At 70.9% G+C, this 19376-nt stretch carries 25 protein-coding genes; 4 read left to right on the top strand and 21 right to left on the bottom strand.

Annotated elements, in window-relative coordinates; translation table 11 throughout:
• Window positions 1-8 precede the first annotated feature (8 nt).
• The 9 genes from ASE01_RS10810 to ASE01_RS10770 form a co-directional block, all read right to left on the bottom strand.
• Window positions 9-860 carry a DUF3152 domain-containing protein gene (locus ASE01_RS10810; RefSeq protein WP_056750909.1) on the bottom strand — a complete coding sequence of 284 codons (852 nt, stop codon included), beginning with the start codon at window positions 858-860 and terminating at the stop codon, window positions 9-11.
• 42 nt (window positions 861-902) lie between these two features.
• A complete protein-coding gene (locus tag ASE01_RS10805; RefSeq protein WP_056750906.1) occupies window positions 903-1874 on the bottom strand; it encodes a PLP-dependent cysteine synthase family protein in 972 nt (323 codons plus the stop codon).
• Window positions 1875-1887: 13 nt separating this feature from the next.
• The gene (locus tag ASE01_RS10800; protein ID WP_056750903.1) at window positions 1888-2178 is read right to left on the bottom strand and encodes a MoaD/ThiS family protein; all 291 of its coding nucleotides are present in this window, start codon (window positions 2176-2178) and stop codon (window positions 1888-1890) included.
• Between the two features lies 1 nt (window position 2179).
• On the bottom strand, window positions 2180-2626 hold the full coding sequence (locus ASE01_RS10795; protein WP_056750900.1) for a Mov34/MPN/PAD-1 family protein: 447 nt from the start codon (window positions 2624-2626) through the stop codon (window positions 2180-2182).
• 51 nt (window positions 2627-2677) lie between these two features.
• Window positions 2678-3625 (bottom strand): acyl-CoA desaturase, encoded by a 948-nt coding sequence (locus ASE01_RS10790; RefSeq protein ID WP_056750898.1) that lies wholly within the window; start codon window positions 3623-3625, stop codon window positions 2678-2680.
• A gap of 78 nt (window positions 3626-3703) precedes the next feature.
• Window positions 3704-4288 carry a DUF2017 domain-containing protein gene (locus ASE01_RS10785; RefSeq protein ID WP_056750895.1) on the bottom strand — a complete coding sequence of 195 codons (585 nt, stop codon included), beginning with the start codon at window positions 4286-4288 and terminating at the stop codon, window positions 3704-3706.
• Window positions 4289-4534 (bottom strand): ATP-dependent Clp protease adapter ClpS, encoded by a 246-nt coding sequence (clpS, locus tag ASE01_RS10780; protein ID WP_235535973.1) that lies wholly within the window; start codon window positions 4532-4534, stop codon window positions 4289-4291.
• Window positions 4535-4628: 94 nt separating this feature from the next.
• Window positions 4629-5171: a DUF1697 domain-containing protein gene (locus ASE01_RS10775; protein WP_056750890.1), complete on the bottom strand. Its 543-nt coding sequence runs from the start codon at window positions 5169-5171 to the stop codon at window positions 4629-4631.
• Window positions 5172-5190: 19 nt separating this feature from the next.
• Window positions 5191-5652: a PaaI family thioesterase gene (locus ASE01_RS10770; protein ID WP_200958813.1), complete on the bottom strand. Its 462-nt coding sequence runs from the start codon at window positions 5650-5652 to the stop codon at window positions 5191-5193.
• A gap of 66 nt (window positions 5653-5718) precedes the next feature.
• Here ASE01_RS10770 and ASE01_RS10765 point away from each other — a divergent pair, with 66 nt between their 5' ends.
• Window positions 5719-6237 (top strand): winged helix-turn-helix transcriptional regulator, encoded by a 519-nt coding sequence (locus tag ASE01_RS10765; RefSeq protein WP_056750884.1) that lies wholly within the window; start codon window positions 5719-5721, stop codon window positions 6235-6237.
• Window positions 6238-6241: 4 nt separating this feature from the next.
• On the opposite strand, the gene ASE01_RS10760 is transcribed toward ASE01_RS10765, so the two are convergent.
• The 6 genes from ASE01_RS10760 to ASE01_RS10735 form a co-directional block, all read right to left on the bottom strand.
• Complete coding sequence (locus ASE01_RS10760) at window positions 6242-8008, bottom strand: DEAD/DEAH box helicase (RefSeq protein ID WP_056750881.1); 1767 nt, start codon at window positions 8006-8008, stop codon at window positions 6242-6244.
• Window positions 8005-8259 (bottom strand): DUF3039 domain-containing protein, encoded by a 255-nt coding sequence (locus ASE01_RS10755; RefSeq protein ID WP_056752118.1) that lies wholly within the window; start codon window positions 8257-8259, stop codon window positions 8005-8007. The genes ASE01_RS10760 and ASE01_RS10755 overlap by 4 nt, the downstream gene beginning before the upstream one ends.
• A gap of 18 nt (window positions 8260-8277) precedes the next feature.
• Entirely contained in the window at window positions 8278-9759 is a 1482-nt protein-coding gene (locus tag ASE01_RS10750) for an MFS transporter (RefSeq protein ID WP_056750879.1), read from the bottom strand.
• Entirely contained in the window at window positions 9756-10319 is a 564-nt protein-coding gene (locus ASE01_RS10745) for a TetR/AcrR family transcriptional regulator (protein WP_056750876.1), read from the bottom strand. The genes ASE01_RS10750 and ASE01_RS10745 overlap by 4 nt, the downstream gene beginning before the upstream one ends.
• Window positions 10320-10394: 75 nt before the next feature.
• Window positions 10395-10970: a YqgE/AlgH family protein gene (locus ASE01_RS10740; RefSeq protein ID WP_056750873.1), complete on the bottom strand. Its 576-nt coding sequence runs from the start codon at window positions 10968-10970 to the stop codon at window positions 10395-10397.
• Window positions 10971-11066: 96 nt separating this feature from the next.
• Window positions 11067-11615, bottom strand: a complete 549-nt coding sequence (locus ASE01_RS10735; RefSeq protein ID WP_056750870.1) for a hypothetical protein — start codon at window positions 11613-11615, stop codon at window positions 11067-11069.
• Between the two features lie 193 nt (window positions 11616-11808).
• Between ASE01_RS10735 and ASE01_RS10730 the strand changes: the two genes are divergently transcribed.
• The gene (locus ASE01_RS10730; protein WP_056752114.1) at window positions 11809-12519 is read left to right on the top strand and encodes a TetR/AcrR family transcriptional regulator; all 711 of its coding nucleotides are present in this window, start codon (window positions 11809-11811) and stop codon (window positions 12517-12519) included.
• Window positions 12520-12548: 29 nt separating this feature from the next.
• On the opposite strand, the gene ASE01_RS10725 is transcribed toward ASE01_RS10730, so the two are convergent.
• The 5 genes from ASE01_RS10725 to ASE01_RS10705 form a co-directional block, all read right to left on the bottom strand.
• Window positions 12549-13577: a DUF3048 domain-containing protein gene (locus tag ASE01_RS10725; protein WP_056750867.1), complete on the bottom strand. Its 1029-nt coding sequence runs from the start codon at window positions 13575-13577 to the stop codon at window positions 12549-12551.
• A 213-nt stretch (window positions 13578-13790) separates the two neighbouring features.
• Window positions 13791-14561, bottom strand: coding sequence for an SDR family NAD(P)-dependent oxidoreductase (locus ASE01_RS10720; RefSeq protein WP_056750864.1), 771 nt, complete (start codon window positions 14559-14561; stop codon window positions 13791-13793).
• 46 nt (window positions 14562-14607) lie between these two features.
• Window positions 14608-15021, bottom strand: coding sequence for an HIT family protein (locus tag ASE01_RS10715; protein WP_056750858.1), 414 nt, complete (start codon window positions 15019-15021; stop codon window positions 14608-14610).
• A gap of 9 nt (window positions 15022-15030) precedes the next feature.
• Window positions 15031-16149 carry a M15 family metallopeptidase gene (locus ASE01_RS10710; RefSeq protein ID WP_056750854.1) on the bottom strand — a complete coding sequence of 373 codons (1119 nt, stop codon included), beginning with the start codon at window positions 16147-16149 and terminating at the stop codon, window positions 15031-15033.
• A gap of 36 nt (window positions 16150-16185) precedes the next feature.
• A complete protein-coding gene (locus ASE01_RS10705) occupies window positions 16186-17361 on the bottom strand; it encodes a glycerophosphodiester phosphodiesterase (RefSeq protein ID WP_056750853.1) in 1176 nt (391 codons plus the stop codon).
• A gap of 114 nt (window positions 17362-17475) precedes the next feature.
• Between ASE01_RS10705 and ASE01_RS10700 the strand changes: the two genes are divergently transcribed.
• Together ASE01_RS10700 and ASE01_RS10695 are read left to right on the top strand one after the other, a co-directional pair.
• On the top strand, window positions 17476-18243 hold the full coding sequence (locus tag ASE01_RS10700; RefSeq protein ID WP_056750850.1) for a thioesterase family protein: 768 nt from the start codon (window positions 17476-17478) through the stop codon (window positions 18241-18243).
• A gap of 9 nt (window positions 18244-18252) precedes the next feature.
• A complete protein-coding gene (locus ASE01_RS10695; protein ID WP_056750847.1) occupies window positions 18253-18918 on the top strand; it encodes an SDR family oxidoreductase in 666 nt (221 codons plus the stop codon).
• 166 nt (window positions 18919-19084) lie between these two features.
• Here the strand turns inward: ASE01_RS10695 and ASE01_RS24975 are convergent, their stop codons facing one another.
• Window positions 19085-19246, bottom strand: a complete 162-nt coding sequence (locus tag ASE01_RS24975) for a GPGG-motif small membrane protein (RefSeq protein WP_200958811.1) — start codon at window positions 19244-19246, stop codon at window positions 19085-19087.
• Between the last annotated feature and the right edge of the window lie 130 nt (window positions 19247-19376).

Raw genomic sequence — 19376 nt, 5'->3', positions numbered from 1 at the left:
CGTGGCGGTCAGCGCCGCAGCTCGGAGAGCGTCGGCCACGGGTTGAAACGACATCCGTTCAGTCCCTTGGACTGCTGCATCATCACGGGCGCCAGCGCGCCGCGGCGCCCGCACCCGACATGGCCGCGGCCGAGCCAGTGGCCGGTCTCGTGGTTGACCACCATGTGCCGGTAGTTGCGCAGCGAGCCCCGGGCGCGGTTCCACGCCGGCGACGCGTGCTTCCAGCGTTCGACGTTGATCACGACATTGCGCCCGACCCGGCACGACCACTGCGCGCTGCACGCCGAGGAGAAGCGGGGCAGGTGGCCCGCCTGCGAGATCCACAGCGTGAAGGCACCGCCGCTGCGGACCGGCACGAACACCACGCCACGGCCGCGCCAGCCCCGGGCGTCCTCGAAGGTCTCCTGGGCGAGAGCGCGGAACTGCCGCACGGTGGCTGCACCCACGCTGCCCTTGACGCGCACGGCGTAGCGGACGGTACGACGCGCGTCGACACGGTGGCGGATGACGGCCGTGCGGGTCAGCACCGTCGTGGTCGCGTGGCCGGGGGCGCTCACCGTCACCCGGACGGCGAGCTGGTGACCGACGTCGTTGGGACGGATCTCGTGGCGGGCCGTGGTCGCGCCGGTGATCGCACGGTCACCGCGGAACCACTGGTAGCGGGTCGCGGTGGGCGTCGGCGACCACGAGCCCGGGTCGGCGACCAGCTCGCTGCCGAACCGGCGGGTCCCATCGACGCTCGGTGCGCTGACCTGCGTCAGGACGGGGAGCTCGTCGGCGACCGCCGACGGCGTGGGGAGCGCCGGGGCTCCGAGCACCGTCGCGAGCAGGGCCACCAGGCCGAGAGTGAGGCGTCGCATGTCCCCATCCGAACACGCAGGCGCGCCTGATCCAAATGTGGATCAGGCCCAGAGCTGGCCCTCGAGCCGGTCCTCGGCCTCGTCGATGGTGCCCTCGTAGGCACCGGTCGAGAGGTACTTCCAGCCGCCGTCGCACACGACGAAGGCGATGTCCGCGACCTCGCCCGCCTTGGCGGCCTTCGCCGCCTGGCCGAGCGCGGCGTGCAGGATCGCGCCGGTGGAGATGCCGGCGAAGATCCCCTCGAGCTCGAGGAGCTCACGCACCCGCCGGACGGCGTCGCGGGGTCCCACCGAGAAGCGGCTGTCGATCAGCTCGGCGTCGTACAGCTCGGGGACGAAGCCCTCGTCGAGGTTGCGCAGGCCGTAGACGAGCTCGCCGTAGCGCGGCTCCGCCGCGACGATGCGGACGTCCGGCTTGGCCCGGCGGAAGAAGCGGCTGACACCCATCAGCGTGCCGGTGGTGCCGAGGCCGGCGACGAAGTGGGTGATGGAGGGCAGGTCCTCGAGGATCTCGGGACCGGTGCCCTCCTCGTGCGCGAGCGCGTTGGCCGCGTTGCCGTACTGGTAGAGCATCACCCAGTCGGGGTGCTCGGCGGAGATCTGCTTGGCGACGCGGACGGCCTCGTTGGAGCCGCCGGCGGCCGGGCTCGACACGATCTCGGCGCCCCACATCCGCAGCAGCTGGCGCCGCTCCTCGGAGGTGTTCTCCGGCATCACGAACACCGTGCGGTAGCCCTTGAGCTTGGCCGCCATCGCGATCGAGATCCCCGTGTTGCCCGAGGTGGGCTCGAGGATCGTGCAGCCAGGCCGGAGCAGACCGTCCTTCTCCGCCTCCTCGATCATCTTCAGGGCAGGGCGGTCCTTGATCGAGCCGGTCGGGTTCCGGTCCTCGAGCTTGGCCCAGATCCGGACCTGCGGAGCGCTGGCGTCGCTGTTGAAGGGTGCCGACAGTCGCGGCAGCCCCACCAGCGGGGTGTTGCCGACCGAGGCGAGGTGACTGTCGTAGCGAACCATCTGTTCAGCCGGATCAGCGGGCGCCGCCGGCGACCGCCGGCAGGATGACGACCTGGTCGCCGTCGGCGAGGGTCGCCTCGAGGCTGCCGATGAAGCGGACGTCCTCGTCGTTGATGTAGACGTTGACGAAGCGGCGCAGCTCGATGCCGTTGCCCTTGTCCTCGACGAGGCGGTCCTTGATGCCGGGGTGGTTGGCCTCGAGGGAGTCGATCAGCGCGGTGAGCGTCGAGCCGTCGGCGTCGACAGCCTTCTCGCCACCGGTGTAGGTGCGCAGGATGGTCGGGATCCGGACCTCGATGGCCATGTCAGCTGCTCTCCTCTGAAGGTGCGACGGCGTCCACGATCGTGACCTCTTCCTCGGTCACTGTGCCGTCGATGATTCTGTAGGACCTGAACTCCACGGGGCCGTCGTTATTCCCGTGCGCCTGCGTGCTGACCAGCACGTAGTGGGCGCCCGGCTCGCCGGCCAGGTTGATGTCGGTCACGCTGGGGTACGCCTCGGTGGCGGTGTGCGAGTGGTAGATCACGACGGGTTCCTCGTCGCGGTCGTCCATGTCGCGGTAGAGCTGCAGGAGATCGGTCGAGTCGTACTCGTAGAACGTCGGACTGCCGGCGGCGTTCACCATCTCGATGAAGCGCTCGGGTCGATCGGTCCCGATCGGGCCGACGACCATCCCGCACGCCTCCACCGGGTGGTCCCGACGGGCGTGCTCAACGATGGCGTCGTACGTCGCCTGGTCGATCTGCAACACGCGATCCAGCGTATTGCGTCCGATGCCCGAACCGGGCATCGGGTGGGCCGCTCAACCGGCGGCGACGCTCTTGGCGCGGATCCGCTCCGGGGTGGGCCACCGCACGTCGCGGACCCAGCCGAGCTTCTCCAGGAACCAGATCACCCGGGCCGAGGTGTCGAACTGGAAGCGCTTGACGCCGTGCCGGGCAGAGGTCGGGTCGGCGTGGTGCAGGTTGTGCCACGACTCGCCGCCCGACGGGATCGCCAGCCACCAGACGTTGCCGGAGAAGTCCCGCGAGGCGAACGGCCGGTCCCCCAGAGTGTGGCAGATCGAGTTGATCGACCAGGTCACGTGGTGGATCAGGCCGATCCGTACGACGGTGCCCCAGAAGAACGCGGTGAGCGCACCCTGCCACGACCAGGTCAGCAGGAAGCCGAGCAGCGGCGGCAGGAAGATCGAGGTGAGCACCCAGACCCAGAAGGTCCGCGAGATCCGGACCAGGTCACGGTCCTTGGCGAGGTCGGGGGCGTACTTCTCGATCGGCGTCTGCTCGGGATCGAACAGCCACCCGACGTGCGCCCAGACGAAGCCCTTGGTCAGGCCGCGCAGGCTGTTGCCGTAGCGCCACGGCGAGTGCGGGTCGCCGTCCCGGTCGGAGTACTTGTGGTGCTTGCGGTGGTCGGCGACCCAGCGGATGACCGGGCCCTCGACCGCCATCGAGCCGAGGATCGCGAAGGTGATCTTCACCGCCCGGTTCGGCTTGAACGACTTGTGGGTGAAGAGGCGGTGGTAGCCGACCGTGATGCCGTGCAGCGTCAGGGCGTACATCGCCACGGTGATGACGATGTCGCTCCGGCCGAGCCAGCCGCCCCAGGCGATCGGGATCGCTGCGGCGAACGCGATGAAGGGCACCGCGATGAACAGGCCCAGGGCGAAGCGCTCGGGCCACGACTGGTGGTCGCCACTCATGGTGGCGCGGAGGGGGGCGGGCTCGGGTCGTTCGTCGATCGCAGTCATCGATTGCTCCAGGTGCGCGGTCGGCCAGGCGGGCTCAGGCAAGCCTAAATCGTGGCTCGTGGCCCGTCACCGGGGGTCTCACTTGACGGCGAGGACCAGCGTCTCCTGGAGGAACCCGAGCCACTCGTAGATGTGGTGGGCCTGCCCGCGCGGGTCGTCGTCGGGCAGCGAGTACCAGTAGTCCTCGTCCCCCTCGGCGACCTCGAGCCGGGTGCCGAGAGCCAGACGCAGGTCGGTGAGCGAGCGCATCCAGGTCATCGCGTGCTCCTGGTCGAGCTCGACGTCGATCATCAGGTCCTCGCCGGTCGGCTCGGGCGGCAGTCCGGCTTCCTCCAGCACGTCGATGATCGTGCCGGCAGCTCGTGACTTGCCGTCGCGCAGCTGGCCCTCGGTGAAGCGCCGGAACTCACCGGCCGACTCGTCGTCGTCGCGGTAGGCGCTGGGGAACAGTCGGCGCAGGACCGGGTCGTCGGGCTCCGTCGTGGGACCGGAGAAGTCGAGCATCGCCTCGAGCGGGTCCCGCTCGACGGCCACGATCGCCGACTCGTTGTGCAGCAGCTCGACGAGCTGTGCCGCGAGCGAGCGCAGCAGGTCGGCCTCGAAGACCGTGAAGGTCGCAATGGCCTGCTTGGACCGGCGGTGCCGGACGAATCCCGAGGTCACTCACTCCGCCTTCGACAGGGTGGCCCAGAGGCCGTACTCGTGCATGGCCTGCACATCGCGTTCCATCTCCTCGCGCGAGCCGCTGCTGACCACCGAGCGGCCGTCCTCGTGCACCTCGATCATCAGCTTCTCGGCCTTCTTCTTGCCGTAGCCGAAGTGCTTCTGGAAGACGAAGGTGACGTACGACATGAGGTTCACGGGGTCGTTCCACACCACGGTGACCCAAGGGGTGTCGGCCACCGTGATCTCTTCGGGAGTGAGGTCCTGACGGACTCCCCGGTCAACCTTCTCGGGACTCGCGGTCGTCACGACTCCATGGTGTCACAAGGCCGCTGAGGACTCAGGAGCACCACTTGTCGGCAAGGGTCGTGACGACGTTGAAGTTGCGGTTGGTCGCGACGACGGACAGTGCCTTCTCGTTCCTGTAGGGGTCGACACCACCGGCTTCGTAGCCCGGACCGAGCAGCACGTGCGCGGCGCGACCACGCACGACCACCGAGTTCACCTCGTCGCTGCGGGCCTCGACGGCCGCCACCAGATCGGCGGCAGGCTCGTCCTTGAGCAGGTAGACGTAGTGCCGCTCCAGGTCGGGCCGGGCATCGGTGAGCTCGCGGGCATCGGCTGCGATGGCCCTCAGCTCCGCCTGGGTGAACACGATCGTCGGGACGGCGAACCCGATGTGTGCCTCGTAGGCCCTCTCCAGGGCCTCCTCCACCTTCGCCCGCGAGCGCAGCGTGGTCGACAGCCGCACGTTGCCGGTGTTGATGTGGGTGAGCACGTCGACACACCCGGCGGCCTCGGTCGCCGCGATGATGTCGGCCTTGGGGAACTTGCGGGTCGGGCCGAGGTTGATGGCCCGCAGGAAGGCGACGTAGGTCGGCATGGGACCAGTGTCGCGGACCTCAGAGGATCATGCAGGTGCTGGAGGCGTACGCGACGAGGGTGCCCTGGCCGTCGTACAGCTTCGCCTCCGCGAGGGCGGTACGACGTCCGCGCTGCAGCACGGTGCCGACGGCGCGCAGCCGGCCGGAGTCGACGGTGACCGCCTTGAGGAACTTCACGGTGAGGTCGAGGGAGGTGTAGCGCTCCCCCACGGCGAGCGTCGAGTGCACGGCGCACCCGCAGGCGGAGTCGAGCAGGGTCGCGTAGACACCGCCGTGGACGCTGCCGATCGGGTTGTAGTGGCGCAGCTCGGGATCGAGCCCGAAGATCGCGGTGCCGCGCTCCGGGACCTCGAAACCGTCGAACCCGAGGGTCTGCGCGATCGGCGCCACGGGCAGCTTCCCGTCGATGATCGCGTGCAGCTGCTCGTAACCGTCCAGCGTCGAGGGGTCGACCTGGGTCTGGATCGCGGACTCAGTCATGGGTGCCATGACACCAGTCGCAGGCTGGGTCTGTCAATGAGACCCAGGTCGCTCTATGCTGGCCCGATGACCACCACAGACGCCATCGCGGCCCCTGTGGCGCCGCCGTCGCCCACCGCGCTGTCCTGGTCGGTCGACAACTGCACGCTCGGCCGGGCGATGGCGATCCTGGGTGAGCGCTGGACCGTCGTGGTTCTGCGCGAGGTGTTCCTCGGCGTCCGGCGCTTCGACGACATCCGCCGGCACGCAGGGGTCCCCCGCCAGGTGCTGACCACCCGGCTCGCCACCCTCGTCGAGGAGGGCCTGCTCCAGCGCGTGCCCTACCGCGAGAGCGGGACCCGCACCCGTCACGAGTACCGGCTCACTGCCAAGGGCCTCGAGCTGCAGCCGATCCTGCTCGCGATCACCCAGTGGGGCGATCGTCACCTCGCCGACCCGGACGGCCCTCCGACCACCTTCGTGCACCGCGAGTGCGAGCAGCCCGTGCACGTCGAGGTCCACTGCGCCGCGGGCCACCACGTCGACGACCCGCGCCAGGTCGCCACCCGCCCCGGCCCGGGAGTGAAGGCCTTCACCGAAACCTGAGGCGTCAGGAGGTCTTGCGGATCGACCACTCGCGGATGCGGTCGATGCGCTTCTGGAGCTGCTCGCCGTTGGCCACCGCCGCTGCCGGACCGCCGCACTCCTTGCGCAGGGCGGCATGGGTGATGCCGTGGGCCTGCCCGGTGCGGTGGTTCCAGGACGCGACCAGTCCGTTGAGCTCGCGGCGCAGCACTGCGAGGTGCTCGTGCGTGGTCACGTCGGCGAGCGAGTCGGCGGGCCGCTCCTCGGCCTCCGGCCGGACGCGGGTACGACGGCGGTCCTCCTGCCGTTGACGCAGCAGCGAACGCATCTGGTCGGGCTCGAGGAGCCCGGGGATGCCGAGGAAGTCCATCTCCTCCTCGGAGCCGACATGGACCTCGCCCTCGTGCCCGAACTGCGCGCCGTCGTAGAGCGCGTGGTCGAAGCGGGCCTCGGAGCCGAGCGCCTCGAACGGCAGCGCGTCGAGGTCGTCGGAGGCGGCGTCGCCGGCATTGGCCTCGGCCAGCAGGTCGTTCTCGGCGGCGAAGATGTCGCCGTCGTCGTTGACCTTGCGCTTCAGGACGTGGTCGCGCTGCGCCTCGAGCTCGGCGGCGTAGGAGAGCAGGTTGGGCACGGAGGGAAGGAACACCGAGGCGATCTCGCCGCGGGTGCGGGCGCGCACGAAGCGGCCGACGGCCTGCGCGAAGAACAGGGGCGTGGAGGTCGTCGTGGCCCACACGCCGACCGCCAGACGCGGCACGTCGACGCCCTCCGACACCATCCGCACCGCGACCATCCAGCGCGAGCCGTCGTCGCTGAACTGCGAGATCTTCTTCGACGCGGCCTTCTCGTCGGACAGCACGACGGTCACCGACTCGCCCGAGATCTGCTTGAGCAGCTTGGCATAGGCGCGGGCGCTGTCCTGGTCGGAGGCGATGACCAGGCCACCGGCGTCCGGGACGTGGCGGCGGACCTCGGAGAGCCGCTTGTCGGCGGCGGCGAGGACCGACGGGATCCAGGACCCACTGGGGTCCAGCGCGGTGCGCAGCGCCTGCGAGGTCAGGTCCTTGGTGAGCGGCTCGCCCAGCGAGGCGGCCACCTCGTCGCCCGCCCGGGTCCGCCAGCTCATCTGGCCCGAGTAGGCCAGGAAGAGCACGGGCCGCACGACGTGGTCGGCCAGCGCCTCGGCGTACCCGTAGGTGTAGTCGGCCACCGACGTCGGGAAGCCGCCCTCGCCGGGGGCATAGGTCACGAACGGGATCGGGTTGATGTCGGAGCGGAACGGCGTCCCGGTCAGCGCGAGACGGCGGGCAGCGGGCTCGAAGGCCTCACGGACGCCCTCGCCCCAGCTGAGCGAGTCGGCTGCGTGGTGCACCTCGTCGAGGATCACCAGCGTGCGGAACCGCTCGGTGCGGATCCGCATCGCGAGCGGGTTGACGCCCACGCCGGCGTAGGTCACGGCGACGCCGACGTAGTCGCTGGCGATCTTGCCGGAGCCGGCGGAGTACGTCGGGTCGATGGGGATGCCCGCGCGCGCAGCGGCCTCGGCCCACTGCATCTTCAGGTGCTCGGTGGGCGCGACGATGACCAACCGGTCGATCACGCGGCGGCCCAGCAGCTCGGCCGCCACGGTCAACGCGAACGTGGTCTTGCCGGCGCCCGGGGTCGCGACAGCGAGGAAGTCACGCGGGTTGCGGGAGAGGTAGTCCTGGAGCGCGGCGGTCTGCCAGGCACGCAGCGATGGTGCCGTGCCCCAGGCTGCCCGCTCCGGCCATGCCGGACCGAGCGAGGTCATGCGTCGGGACCGGACCCGTCCTGGGGAATGCTCTCCCAGATCTCCTTGCAGTCCGGGCAGACCGGGAACTTCTCCGGCGCCCGGCTCGGGACCCAGACCTTCCCGCACAACGCCACCACGGGAGTGCCCATGACCATGGCCTCGGTGAGCTTGTCCTTCTCCACGTAGTGGGAGAACCGCTCGTGGTCGCCCTCGTCGGTCGGGACGGTGCGGCGGTCCTCACGGACATCCGTGTCTGTCGAGAATCCGATCGTGGTCACAGGAGCACTCTAATGGCCACCACTGACATCCACGTCCTCCGGCAGGCCGCGCCACACGATCAGCGCCACCACGAGCGTGATCAGGGCACCGGCCAGACCCACCGCCCCGAACGCATCGGCGTACGACGCGAGCGCGGCCGACTCCGCCGAGGTGCCGAGCGCTCCCGAGATCGACTCGACCGCCTCGGGCGCGGCGTCAGCAGGGAGTCCACCGCGGTAGACCAGCCCGGCCAGGCTGCCGAGGACGGCGATGCCGAGCACCCCGCCCACCTCGTAGGACATCTCCTCGACAGCAGCCGCCGATCCCGCCTGGTGGATCGGGGCCGAGCCCATGATCAACGCCGAGGCGAGCCCGAGCGCGGCCGTGCCGAAACCGACCAGGAGGAGCGCCACCGCCACACCGGCGTACGGCAGCGGCCGCGGGAGCAGCCACAGCGTCGCCAGGCCGGAGGCCAGCACGAGGAGCCCCGCGACGATCACGTTGCGGGCGCCGAGCCGGGCGGCGACCGCCGGGGCGAACGGCGGACCGATCAGGCCGCCCAGCGCCATCGGGAGCAGTGCGACCCCTGCCACGAGCGGGGTCCACCCCTGGACCAGCTGCAGCCACTGGGAACCGACGAAGAGCAGCGCGATCATCACGGTGCTGCTGACCAGCGCCGTGAGCACGCCGGCCCGGAACACCGGGTTGGCGAACAGTTCCACCGCGAGCATCGGCTCGTCCTGGCGGAGGCAGCGACGAACGAAGACGACGAGCAGCGCGACGCCGCCGACGAGGGCCACCACGCTCGTCGGGTCGATGCCCTCCTTGCCGAGGTGCTTGACGGCGTACACGGCGGCGACCATGCCGCCGACGGACAGGAGCACGCCCGTCGCGTCGACCCGGCCGGGGCGCTCGGACCGGCTCTCGGGAAGCAGCGCACGGCCGGCAAGGAAGGCGACGACCATGAGGGGGACGTTGACGAGGAAGGCCGCGTGCCAGCTGAAGGCACTGAGCAGCGCACCGCCGACGATCGGGCCGATGGCGCCACCCACGGCTGCCGTCGCGGCCCAGAGGCCCAGTGCGAAGGCGCGCTCGCGGGCGTCTGGGAAGAGCGCGCGGATGAGCGAGAGGGTCGCCGGCATGATCATCGCCCCGCCGACGCCGAGCAGCGCACGGATCGCGATGACGTCGCCCGCCGAGCGGGCACCCAGTGCGGCGAGGGAGGCGAGGGCGAAGATCACGAAGCCGGTCAGCAGCATCCGGCGACGCCCCCACCGGTCCGCGAGCGCGGCCACCGGGACGAGCAGTCCCGCCAGGACGAGCGAGTAGACGTCCACGATCCACAGCTGCGCGAGCGCTCCGGTCCGCAGGTCGGCACTCAGGTCCGGGAGCGCGACGTTGAGCACCGTCATGTCCATCACGACGACCAGCAGGCTGGCGGCGAGGACGGCCAGGCCGCCCCAGCGGCGCCTGCCGAGCACCGGCGCCGGATGGGCGTGCAGGGCGCTCATCGGGCGACCGCGCCGGTGAGGAAGGTCGAGTGGACGAGGTCCGCGGCGTCGCGGCGGGCGACGTCGCCGGCCACGAGTGCATCGCGTACCGCGACGAGCAGCCCGTGGAGCGTGTGGCCCAGCCAGCGCGCGGAGACGTCGGAGCGCAGCACCCCCGCCTCCTGCGCGGCGGCGTAGAGGGCCACCTCCTCGTCGAAGTACGCCTCGGCCCGCTCCTTGAGCGCGGGGTCGTTGATCACGGTCGGGTCGGTGAGTGCGATGCCGAAGGTCTCGGCGTCCTCGACGTACTGGCCGACCAGCTCGACGAGGCAGCTGCGGATCCGCGCAGCGTCACCGGAGGCCGCAGCCTCGGCCAGGCCCGCGATCGCCATGCCCTCGGCCCAGCGGTCGAGCGACCGCAGCCCGATCTCGCGCAGCAGGTCCTCGCGACTGGCGAAGTGCCGGTGCACGGTGGCGCGACCGACCCCGGCCGCCGTGGCGATCTGCGCCATCGAGGCAGTGGGATCCGTCGTGAGCAGCCGCTGCGCTGCACTGAGAACGGTGTCGCGGGTGTGTGCCATGCCAGCCTCCTGTTGAGACATCAATGTCTCACATGAGACTCCAATGTCTCAAAACAGCGAGTCGAGCAGCGCTGCTCAGTTCAGCTCGGGGTCACTCGGCCGGGTCGCGTGCAGCGCGAGGTCGCCCGGCTGTCGCCGCAGCACCTGCCGGCGCAGCTCCCGGGCATCACCGCCGAAGACGTCGTCGACCTCGCCCGGGACGACGTACCAGCTGCCCTCGGCCACCTCGTCCTGCAACTGCCCGGCGCCCCACCCGGCGTAGCCGGCGAAGATCCGCAGCCGGTCCACCGTGCCCTGGACGAGCTCGAGCGGGGTGTCGAGGTCGAGCAGGCCGACCCGCCCCCACAGGGCGTTGAAGCCGGCCGCATCCTCACCACCGGGCATCGCGAGCGCCACGGCCAGCGCACCGTCGGTGGCGACCGGGCCGCCCTGGAAGAGCACCTCCGGCTCCTCGACGACGTCGCCCCAGTCGCCCAGCACCTCCGAGACGGGCAGCACCGACGGGCGGTTCAGCACGACGCCCAGCGCACCCTCTTCGTTGACGTCGAGGAGCAGCACCACCGTGTCGGCGAAGTTCGGGTCGAGCAGGCCGGGAGTGGCCAGCAGCAACGTGCCGGGCGCGATCTCGCCGGACGGGAGTGCACTGGACATGAGCCCATCATCGCGCACGGAACGACCCCGGTCCCGACGCTGGGAGGGAGGGTGCGTCGGGAACGGGGCCGAGAACCGTGCCGGTGGTGCCGGGGATCAGGCAGCGATCACCGCGCGCAGGCGCTCCAGGAGCGTGCCGCGCACGGCGGGCTCCTCGTAGGCCGCCTCGGGCGTGATGACGGGGATGCCGCGGTGGAGCAGGCGGGCCCGCTCCTCGATGGCGGCACCGGTGCGCAGCGCAGCCTCCTCGCTGAGCAGGCTGGAACGACCAGCCATCACGGCGAGCAGGTAGTGCTCCTTGTCCGCGGCGGTGGCCATCGCGTTCGCCATGGCGTCGTCGAGCGGGTGGGCGCTGTAGTGGTCGATGATCATCCGCACGCCGGCGAGCTCGTGCGCGGTGTTGCTCCAGGCCACCGTGACGGCCTCGTCGAGGTCGACGGGCTGGTGAGCCAGCATCTGCTCGATCTGGCCGGACAGACGGGTGTGCCACTTCAGGGTGAGAGCGGCGAGCAGGTCGAGCTCGTCCCGGAACGTCTCGGCAACGCCGGGGACGTCCATCGGGAGCAGCCCGTCGCGGCGCACCGATGAGGTGGCGACGACGGAGCGGAGGGTCTCGCCCCGGTTGTGAAAGGCCTTCCAGGTCATGGTCAGCTTCCTTGTCTTCGTGGGCGGTTGTCGGGTCTCGGGAGGAAGATGGGGGTCCCGACATACCGCTGGTACGTACTACGAGTATGGCGCAGACTCCGGGTATGCCAAACGGAATGACACCGTGATCCCGCCCACCCGCAAGGGGTGACCGGTGTCACCCCCGAAGCGGCCGGGTGCCTATGCTGAGGCGGTGGCAAAGGCGACGGTCTCCAAGCTGGTCCCGAAGGTCCCCGGGGTCCCCGGAGCGAGCCGTCGCGCGGCCTACTCCGCCTCCACCAAGCGGGCACTGGTCGACGTCGCCGAGAAGCTCTTCGCCGAGAAGGGGTACGCCGCCACCTCGCTGGACGCCATCGTGTCGGGCGCCCGGGTGACCAAGGGCGCGCTCTACCACCACTACTCCGGCAAGCAGGCCCTGTTCGAGGCCGTCTTCGAGCGGGTCGAGCAGGAGTCCTCCAAGAGGATCCAGAAGGCGCTCCGCGCCGAGAAGGACCCGTGGCAGAAAGCACTGGACGGGCTGCGGTCCTTCCTCGACGTGGTCCAGGAGTCGCGCTACCGCCGGATCGTGATCCAGGACGGCCCGGCCGTGCTGGGCTACGAGCGCTTCCGCGAGCAGGAGGAGCGCTCGACGTACGCGAACATCGTCGAGATCGTCCGTGCCACCCTCGACGCGGGCGACTGGGAGCTGGACGAGCCCATGCTCCAGACGTTCTCGCGGATCTTCTTCGGCGCGATGTCCTCGGCCGGTGAGTCCGTCGCGACCTCGGAGGATCCCGAGGCCGCCGCGCAGCGGGTCGAGGGAGCGATCGGCTTCCTGCTCGCCGGCGTGCAGAGCCTGGTCGAGCAGGGCCTGGGCTCGCCGCACGCCTTCAACGGCATCGCGGCGAAGCAGCCCGAGGGCTGACGGGCGCGCTCGGCGCGCCCGCCCTCACCTCACTTGCCGAAGAGGACCTCGCCACCGGCGGAGTCCACCGGGACGAGCTCGATCCAGACCTTGCCCGCGGGCACGGTGAGCTCACCCTCGGCAGTGGTGAGGGTCAGCGCGGACTTGAGCTTGTCCTTGGACCACTCCCCCTCGACGACTTGGCCGTTGTGGAAGAGCTGGGCCGCGCCGCCGCCGCGGAAGCGGCTCTCGGGCACGAAGTTGCCGGCCGGGTCGCGATAGCCCGCGTCGACCACCTCGACGCGCAGGACGAGCACGCTGTCGGGCTGGAACCGGTCGCCCTCGGCGGCGTTGGAGTTGGTGTTGACGTAGCGGCCGCCGCGGAACTTCCAGTTCGTGGTGTGGCTGCCGAAGTGCGCGGAGATCGACGACGCGGGGGCGCCGGCCGGCAGGTCGGCGGCCGTGCCCCAGGGCAGGTAGTCGGCCGGACGCTCGTCCTTGCCGTCCTCGACCGCCTTGGCGACCTTCTTCAGGCTGGTGAAGAGGTTGTACGGCGCGCTCCGTCCGCTCTTGCGGTAGAAGCCGGGGCCGCCCTCCTGGAAGAACTTGATGCCGGCCTTGTTGATCCGGTCGATCGTGACGCCGGCCGCACCGCTGGTGGTGATCACGCCGCCGACGGGCGAGACGATGCCGATGTCGCTGGCCCGCATCGAGCGCACCGGACCGACGTCGCCGGGCAGCTTGGAGTAGTAGAACGCCGCGAGGCGGGTGATGCCGCCCTCGACCAGCTCCTCGACGACCAGGTCGGCCTTGCCGAGACCGACCTGCGGCGAGCTGCTCGTGGAGTTGTCGATCTTGGTGACCAGCACGGGGTGGTCGAGCGCGACCGAATCGCCGGCCGCCGCCTCGATTCCGGTGAGCGGCCAGATGGCCGGCTCCTCGGGCGTCGGGGTCGCCTCGGCGGGGGTGTCCCCGCTCTCCGGCTTGTCCTTGTCCTCGCCCCCACCGCAACCGGCGAGGACGAGGCTCAGCACGACGAGCGAGGCGGGCAGGGCAGAGCGAAGGGAGGTCACGCGCACCCGGACAGTCTGGCCCAGCGATGCCGTGGACGACGGAGCCGCCCCCGCGTGTCGCGGGAGCGGCTCGTCAGGCTTTGCCTTGCGCGGTGCGTCCGGAGGTCAGGTTCCTGACGGGTCCGGCGCGTGCGATGCCAAGGCGGCGGCGCGCAGGCGACCTTGGAGCGAAGCGGTCGTCAAGCGCCGCCAACGCAGGCAGCGTGCGTGCCGGGCGCGTCAGGTGCCGAGGGAGATCCCGCCGTCGACGTAGAGCGTCTGACCGGTGATGTAGGACGACTCGTCGGCCGCGAGGAAGGTCACCGCGGCGGCGATGTCCTCGGGGAAGCCGACCCGGCGGACCGGGTTGGCCTCGGCGTTGAGCTTGCGGAACTCCTCGACGTCCATCTTGAGACGGGCGGCGGTGGCGTCGGTCATCTCGGTCGCGATGAAGCCGGGGGCCACTGCGTTGACGTTGATGCCGAACGGGCCGAGCTCGATGCCGAGGGTCCGGGTGAAGCCCTGGATGCCCATCTTGGCGGCCGAGTAGTTGGCCTGGCCGCGGTTGCCGAGCGCGGAGATGCTCGAGATGTTCACGACCTTGCCGTACTTCTGGTCCACGAAGTGCTTCTGCGCGGCCTTGGTCATCAGGAAGGCACCCTTGAGGTGCACGCCCATGACCAGGTCCCAGTCCTCCTCGGTCATCTTGAACAGGAGGTTGTCGCGGGTGATGCCCGCGTTGTTGACCAGGACGTGGATGCCGCCCAGGTCGGCGACGATCTTCGCGATGGCGGCGTCGACCGACGCGCCGTCGGAGACGTTGGCACCGACGCCGATGGCCTTCGCGCCGTCGGCGAGGGGCAGCTTCGCTGCGGCCTCGGCTGCGGCACCCTCGTCGAGGTCGACGATCGCGATGGATGCGCCCTCCTCGGCGAAGCGGGTGGCCGTGCCGAACCCGATCCCGCGTGCTGCTCCGGTGATGACGGCGACTCGCCCGTCGAAACGACCCATGGTGCGTACCTCAGCTCTTTCAGCTCGGATCCAGTTCGGTCGGAGCCTACGACGCCAACACGGCGCGCAGTCGGGCGGCGTGCTCCGTGGACTCCCCCGCGGCGTACTTGGTGCGCGGCCAGAAGAAGCCGCGCAGCCCGTCGCCCTTGGTCCGGGGCACGACGTGCAGGTGGAGGTGCGGCACGGACTGGCTGACGATGTTGTTGATCGCGACGAAGCTGCCCTGGGCGCCGAGGCCCTCGACGACGGCGGTCGCGATCCGCTGGGCAGCGCCGAGGAAGGCGTCGCGCTGGGCCGCCGGGAGGTCGGGCAGCGTGACGACGTGGTCGCGGGGCACCAACAGGACGTGCCCCTTGAACACCGGGCGCCGGTCGAGGAAGGCGACCAGGTCGGGCTCCTCGAGCACCAGGTCGGCCTCCGCCTCACCGGCGATGATCGAGCAGAACACGCAGTCGGGCACTCCCCCAACCTAGTGACAGACCACGTCCGCGCAACCGGGGACGACGATCGGGCGGCTGCCGCGCGGCACGGCGTCGAAGTGCTGGCTGTCGTTGGTGCGATAGGTCCACCGCAGTCCGCGGGCCATCATGATCCGGACGACCTGGTGGCTCGACGTGCGCCACGCGACGCGGGCGTGGGAGTGCCCTCGCCACCACGTGTTCGGCACCCAGCCCTGGCGTGAGCGGTACGGGTTCTCCCAGGTGTTGACGTCGAGCGAGCGGCCGTAGCTGTGCGGGCTGCGCACGCCACGGCGACCGACCACCCACCGGCAGTTGAAGACCGAGGTGTTGCCTGCGGCCATCGAGGCGTGGTCGTCGGCCCCCTGCAGCCGCTTCGACCAGCCGAACCGGTCGACGCGGTACATCGACCGGATCGGGATCCCGGCGTGATAGAGGTCGGTGAGTGCGGCGGCGATCTGGCGTACGACGCTGGCCGCGGCCACCACCTCGCCCTGGCGGCGGTAGCCGCTGTAGTCCCAGTAGTTGATCCGCAGCAGGCGCAACGCCGAGCGGCCGACAGGGCAGCCCTTGTGCCAGCTGCGCCCGACCATGCTGCGCCACACCGCGTCGGAGATGGTCGAGATGCGCGGAGCCGCACCGGCGATGGTGGCGCGGGGCTGGGCGGGGAGGCTGATCCGCGGGCGGGGTGCCGCCTCCGACAGCACGACGGGCCGCCCCGGCGGAAGGTTGTCGATCTCGTGCACCCCGCTGACCGACCTCGCAGCCGTCGGGGTCCCCAGCGACAGCGCCCGCCAGCGACTGTCCGAACGGGCCCGGACGTCGATCACGACCGAGCCGTCCTCGCCGGTCGTCACGGTGTTGGTCGTGACCCAACCCTCACCCGAACGGCGCTGCAACGACACCTTGCCGACGACCGGCTCGCCCGTCGCGGTGTGCCAGGTGATCCGCAGCGGGATGCTCTGCTCGTCGACCACCCGGTCGGGTCCCGACAGCGTCGTGACGGTCGGGGTCAGCGGCTCGCCGGCGCGAGACGAGGCGGACGGGACGAGCAGCAGCCCGGCGACCAGTGCCACCACTACGGTCGACGGGAACGGACGGCGCAGGAACGAGAACAGCGGAGCGGACACAGTGCGTCCATACCCGACCCCGCCGTCGACAGTCCCTCAGCCCAGGTCGTCCACCCAGGCGTCACGGGCACGCACGACGATGCCGGGGTGGTCGGCGAAGAGCGCGTCCACGCCGGCGTCGAGGAAGGCCCGCGACTCCGCGGCGAGGTCGCCGTGGGCGTTGGGGTCGGTGCCGATGCGGAAGTTCGTCGCCATGAACTGGTTCTCGGCCCGCAGCGTCCACGTGACCACCCGGAGGCCGGCGTCGTGGGCGTCGTCGACCAGCGCCGTCGGTGCACCGGTGGCCCCGGCGGAGTCCCGGGGCAGGATCAGCGCCTTGTTCGGGGCCACCCAGTCGGCGTACGACGCGATGTCGGCAAGACCCGACGGCGTCACGAGATCGGCGTAGGTGGTGCTCGCACCGGCGGCCTTCAAGTCGTACGGCGCACCCGCGGCGTCGACGAGCTGGGCGAGCGGCACCCGGGTCATCCGATCGAGCTGGCGCAGGTTGGTGGTCTCGAAGGACTGGACCACGACGCGGGCGTTGCGGCGATCCAGGCCGTGGCGCCGCAGGGTGCGGACCAGCGGCTCCTCCAGCGAGAGGCCGATGGAGTCGAAGTACGTCGGGTGCTTGGTCTCCGGGGCGATGCCGATCCGGCGCCCGACGCGACGCGACTCGGTCCGCACCAGCGCGATCACCTCGTCCAGCGTGGGGATCTGGAAGCGACCGTCGTACGCGGTGTTGTCGGGACGCACCTGGGGCAGCCGCTCCTCGGCCCGCAGGGTCCGGAGCTCGCGCAGGGTGAAGTCCTCGGTGAACCAACCGGTGATCGGGGAGCCGTCGACGAGCTTGGTCGTGCGGCGGGCTGCGAACTCGGGGTGCTCGGCGACGTCCGTCGTGCCGCTGATCTCGTTCTCGTGGCGCGCGACGAGGACGCCGTCGCGGGTCGCGACGAGGTCGGGCTCGACGAAGTCGGCGCCCATCCGGATCGCCAGCCGGTAGGCCTCGAGCGTGTGCTCGGGGCGGTGGCCGGACGCGCCGCGGTGGGCGATGACGAGGGGCTCCGCCTGACGGTGGTGCCCTCCCGTCGAGTGGCCGTGGCCCGAGCCGTGCCCCGAGCCGTGTCCGGGGCCGGCGTGGGCGGGCACGGCGGTGGCCGCGAGGGACAGGACGACAGCGCTGGCGGTCGCGGCCACGAGGGCGCGGGCGACCGGGATCTTCCGAGAGGTCATGACGGCAGCCGACCAGCCCCGGGTGTCGGGAGGGGAAGGGCGAGGTGAACGCCGGTCGGCGGTTGCCCTCCTCCGGGGGTACGACGTCCGGGGCCGCACCCGGAGAATGGGGCGGTGTCCTACTGGCAACGCACCGCTCCGCACACCTTCACGCCCTCCGAGCACGTCGGTGGGGCGTGGGACCTCGCGACCCAGCACGTCGCACCTGCGCTGGGCGTGCTGGCGCACGAGGTCGAGCGCGACCAGGCCGAGCGGCGCAACGGCGAGCTGGTGATCAGTCGCCTCTCCTACGACATCCTCGGCACCGTGCCGATCGAGTCGGTCGAGGTGGAGGTCGAGGTGCTCCGGCCCGGCCGGACCATCGAGCTCGTGCAGGCCACCGCTCGCCACGGCGGACGCGCGGTCGTGATCCTCCGCGCCTGGCTGGCGGAGCCCTTCGACACGGCGTCCCTGGCCGGGACCGACCTGGCCCCGATCCCCGGCCCGGACGAGCTGCAGGCGTGGGACATGGCGGCCCTGTGGCCGGGTGGTTTCATCGCCTCGGTGGAGGTGCGCCGCAAGGAGATGGGGCCCGGACGCTCGACCTGCTGGGTGCGCACGCCGCACCCGCTCGTCGCGGACGAGCCGGTGAGCCGCCTGGCATCGGTGGCCGGTTTGCTCGACATCTGCAACGGCGTCGCGGTCCGTGCGGATCCGACCGAGGTCACCTTCCCGAACCTCGACCTGACCGCGCACTTCCTGCGCTCGCCCGGCGAGGGCTGGCTCGGCCTGGACACGACGGTGTCCTTCGGTGCAGGCGGCCTCGGCGTCACCAGCACGGTGATGCACGACGAGCAGGGTCCGGTCGGCACGATCGTCCAGACCCTCACCGTCCGCCCGTAGATTGGAGTCATGCGCGTAGCCATCGTCGGGGGCAACGGCCAGATCGCCCGCCTGTTGCACCCCCTCCTCCTCGCCCAGGGGCACACGCCCGTCGCACTGGTCCGCAGCGAGGGGCAGCGTCCAGCCCTCGAGGACCTCGGCGCCGAGGTGCGCCTGCTCGACATCGAGTCCGCCAGTCCCGACGACTTCGACGCCGCCTTCGCGGACTGCTCGGCGGTGGTGTTCAGCGCCGGCGGCGGTCCCGACGGCAACCTCGAGCGCAAGCGCACGGTCGACCTCGAAGGTTCACTGAAGACGGTCGATGCCGCCACCCGGCTGGGGATCCGTCGCCTGGTCCAGGTGTCCGCGATCGACGTCGACGAGCCGGTCTCCCCCGACGCGGGCGAGGTGTGGGCGGCGTACGTCGCCGCGAAGCGCGACTCGGACGCGGCGGTCCGGGCCAGCGACCTGGCCTGGACGATCGTGCGGCCCGGGCGGCTCACCGACGACGCTGCCACCGGGCTGGTCGCCCTCGGACCGGACGTGGCTCGCGGAGAGGTGACCCGCGCGGACGTGGCGGCCGTGGTCGCCGAGGTGCTGGACCGCCCGGACACGGTCGGGCAGCAGTGGAACCTCGTCGGCGGGGACCTCTCCGTCCCCGAGGCGATCGACGCAGCGGCCACCGCTGCTCGCTGAGGGGCTCAGGGGTTCAGCGGCTCGACGCTGCCGACCCGCAGCACCCTGACCTCGAGCTCGTCGACCCCCTCGACGACGATCGGCCACCGCCGCCCCGGCGTACGGGGTGGCGGTGGCCGATGGTGCGCCCGTCAGGGCGCGGTCCGAGAGGGGCAGAGCCAGGCGATCAGGTTGCCCTGCTGCGCCCGTTGAAAATGGAGACTCCTCCGGGTCCGACCAGCAGGCCGAGCACGATGAGCACGATGCCCAACACGATGCTTCCCTGGACGAGCATGACGATTCCGACGATGACGAGGACCACTGAGGCGATCCACAAGAGCGTGCCCATTGTTGTTCTTCCTTCCCTCGGCCCCGGCGTGCGGGGATGTCAGGGAGGTACCCGCATCCGCCGTCGACAGACCCCTGCGGACACGGCCGAGGACAGGCCGAGAACACCAGAGCCTCCCCGGCTGGCCGGG

It is taken from the genome of Nocardioides sp. Root190 (assembly GCF_001428565.1).
Taxonomy (GTDB): Bacteria; Actinomycetota; Actinomycetes; order Propionibacteriales; family Nocardioidaceae; genus Nocardioides.
Note: the sequence above shows the minus strand (reverse complement) of the source record. Positions and strands in the feature narration are given on the sequence as shown.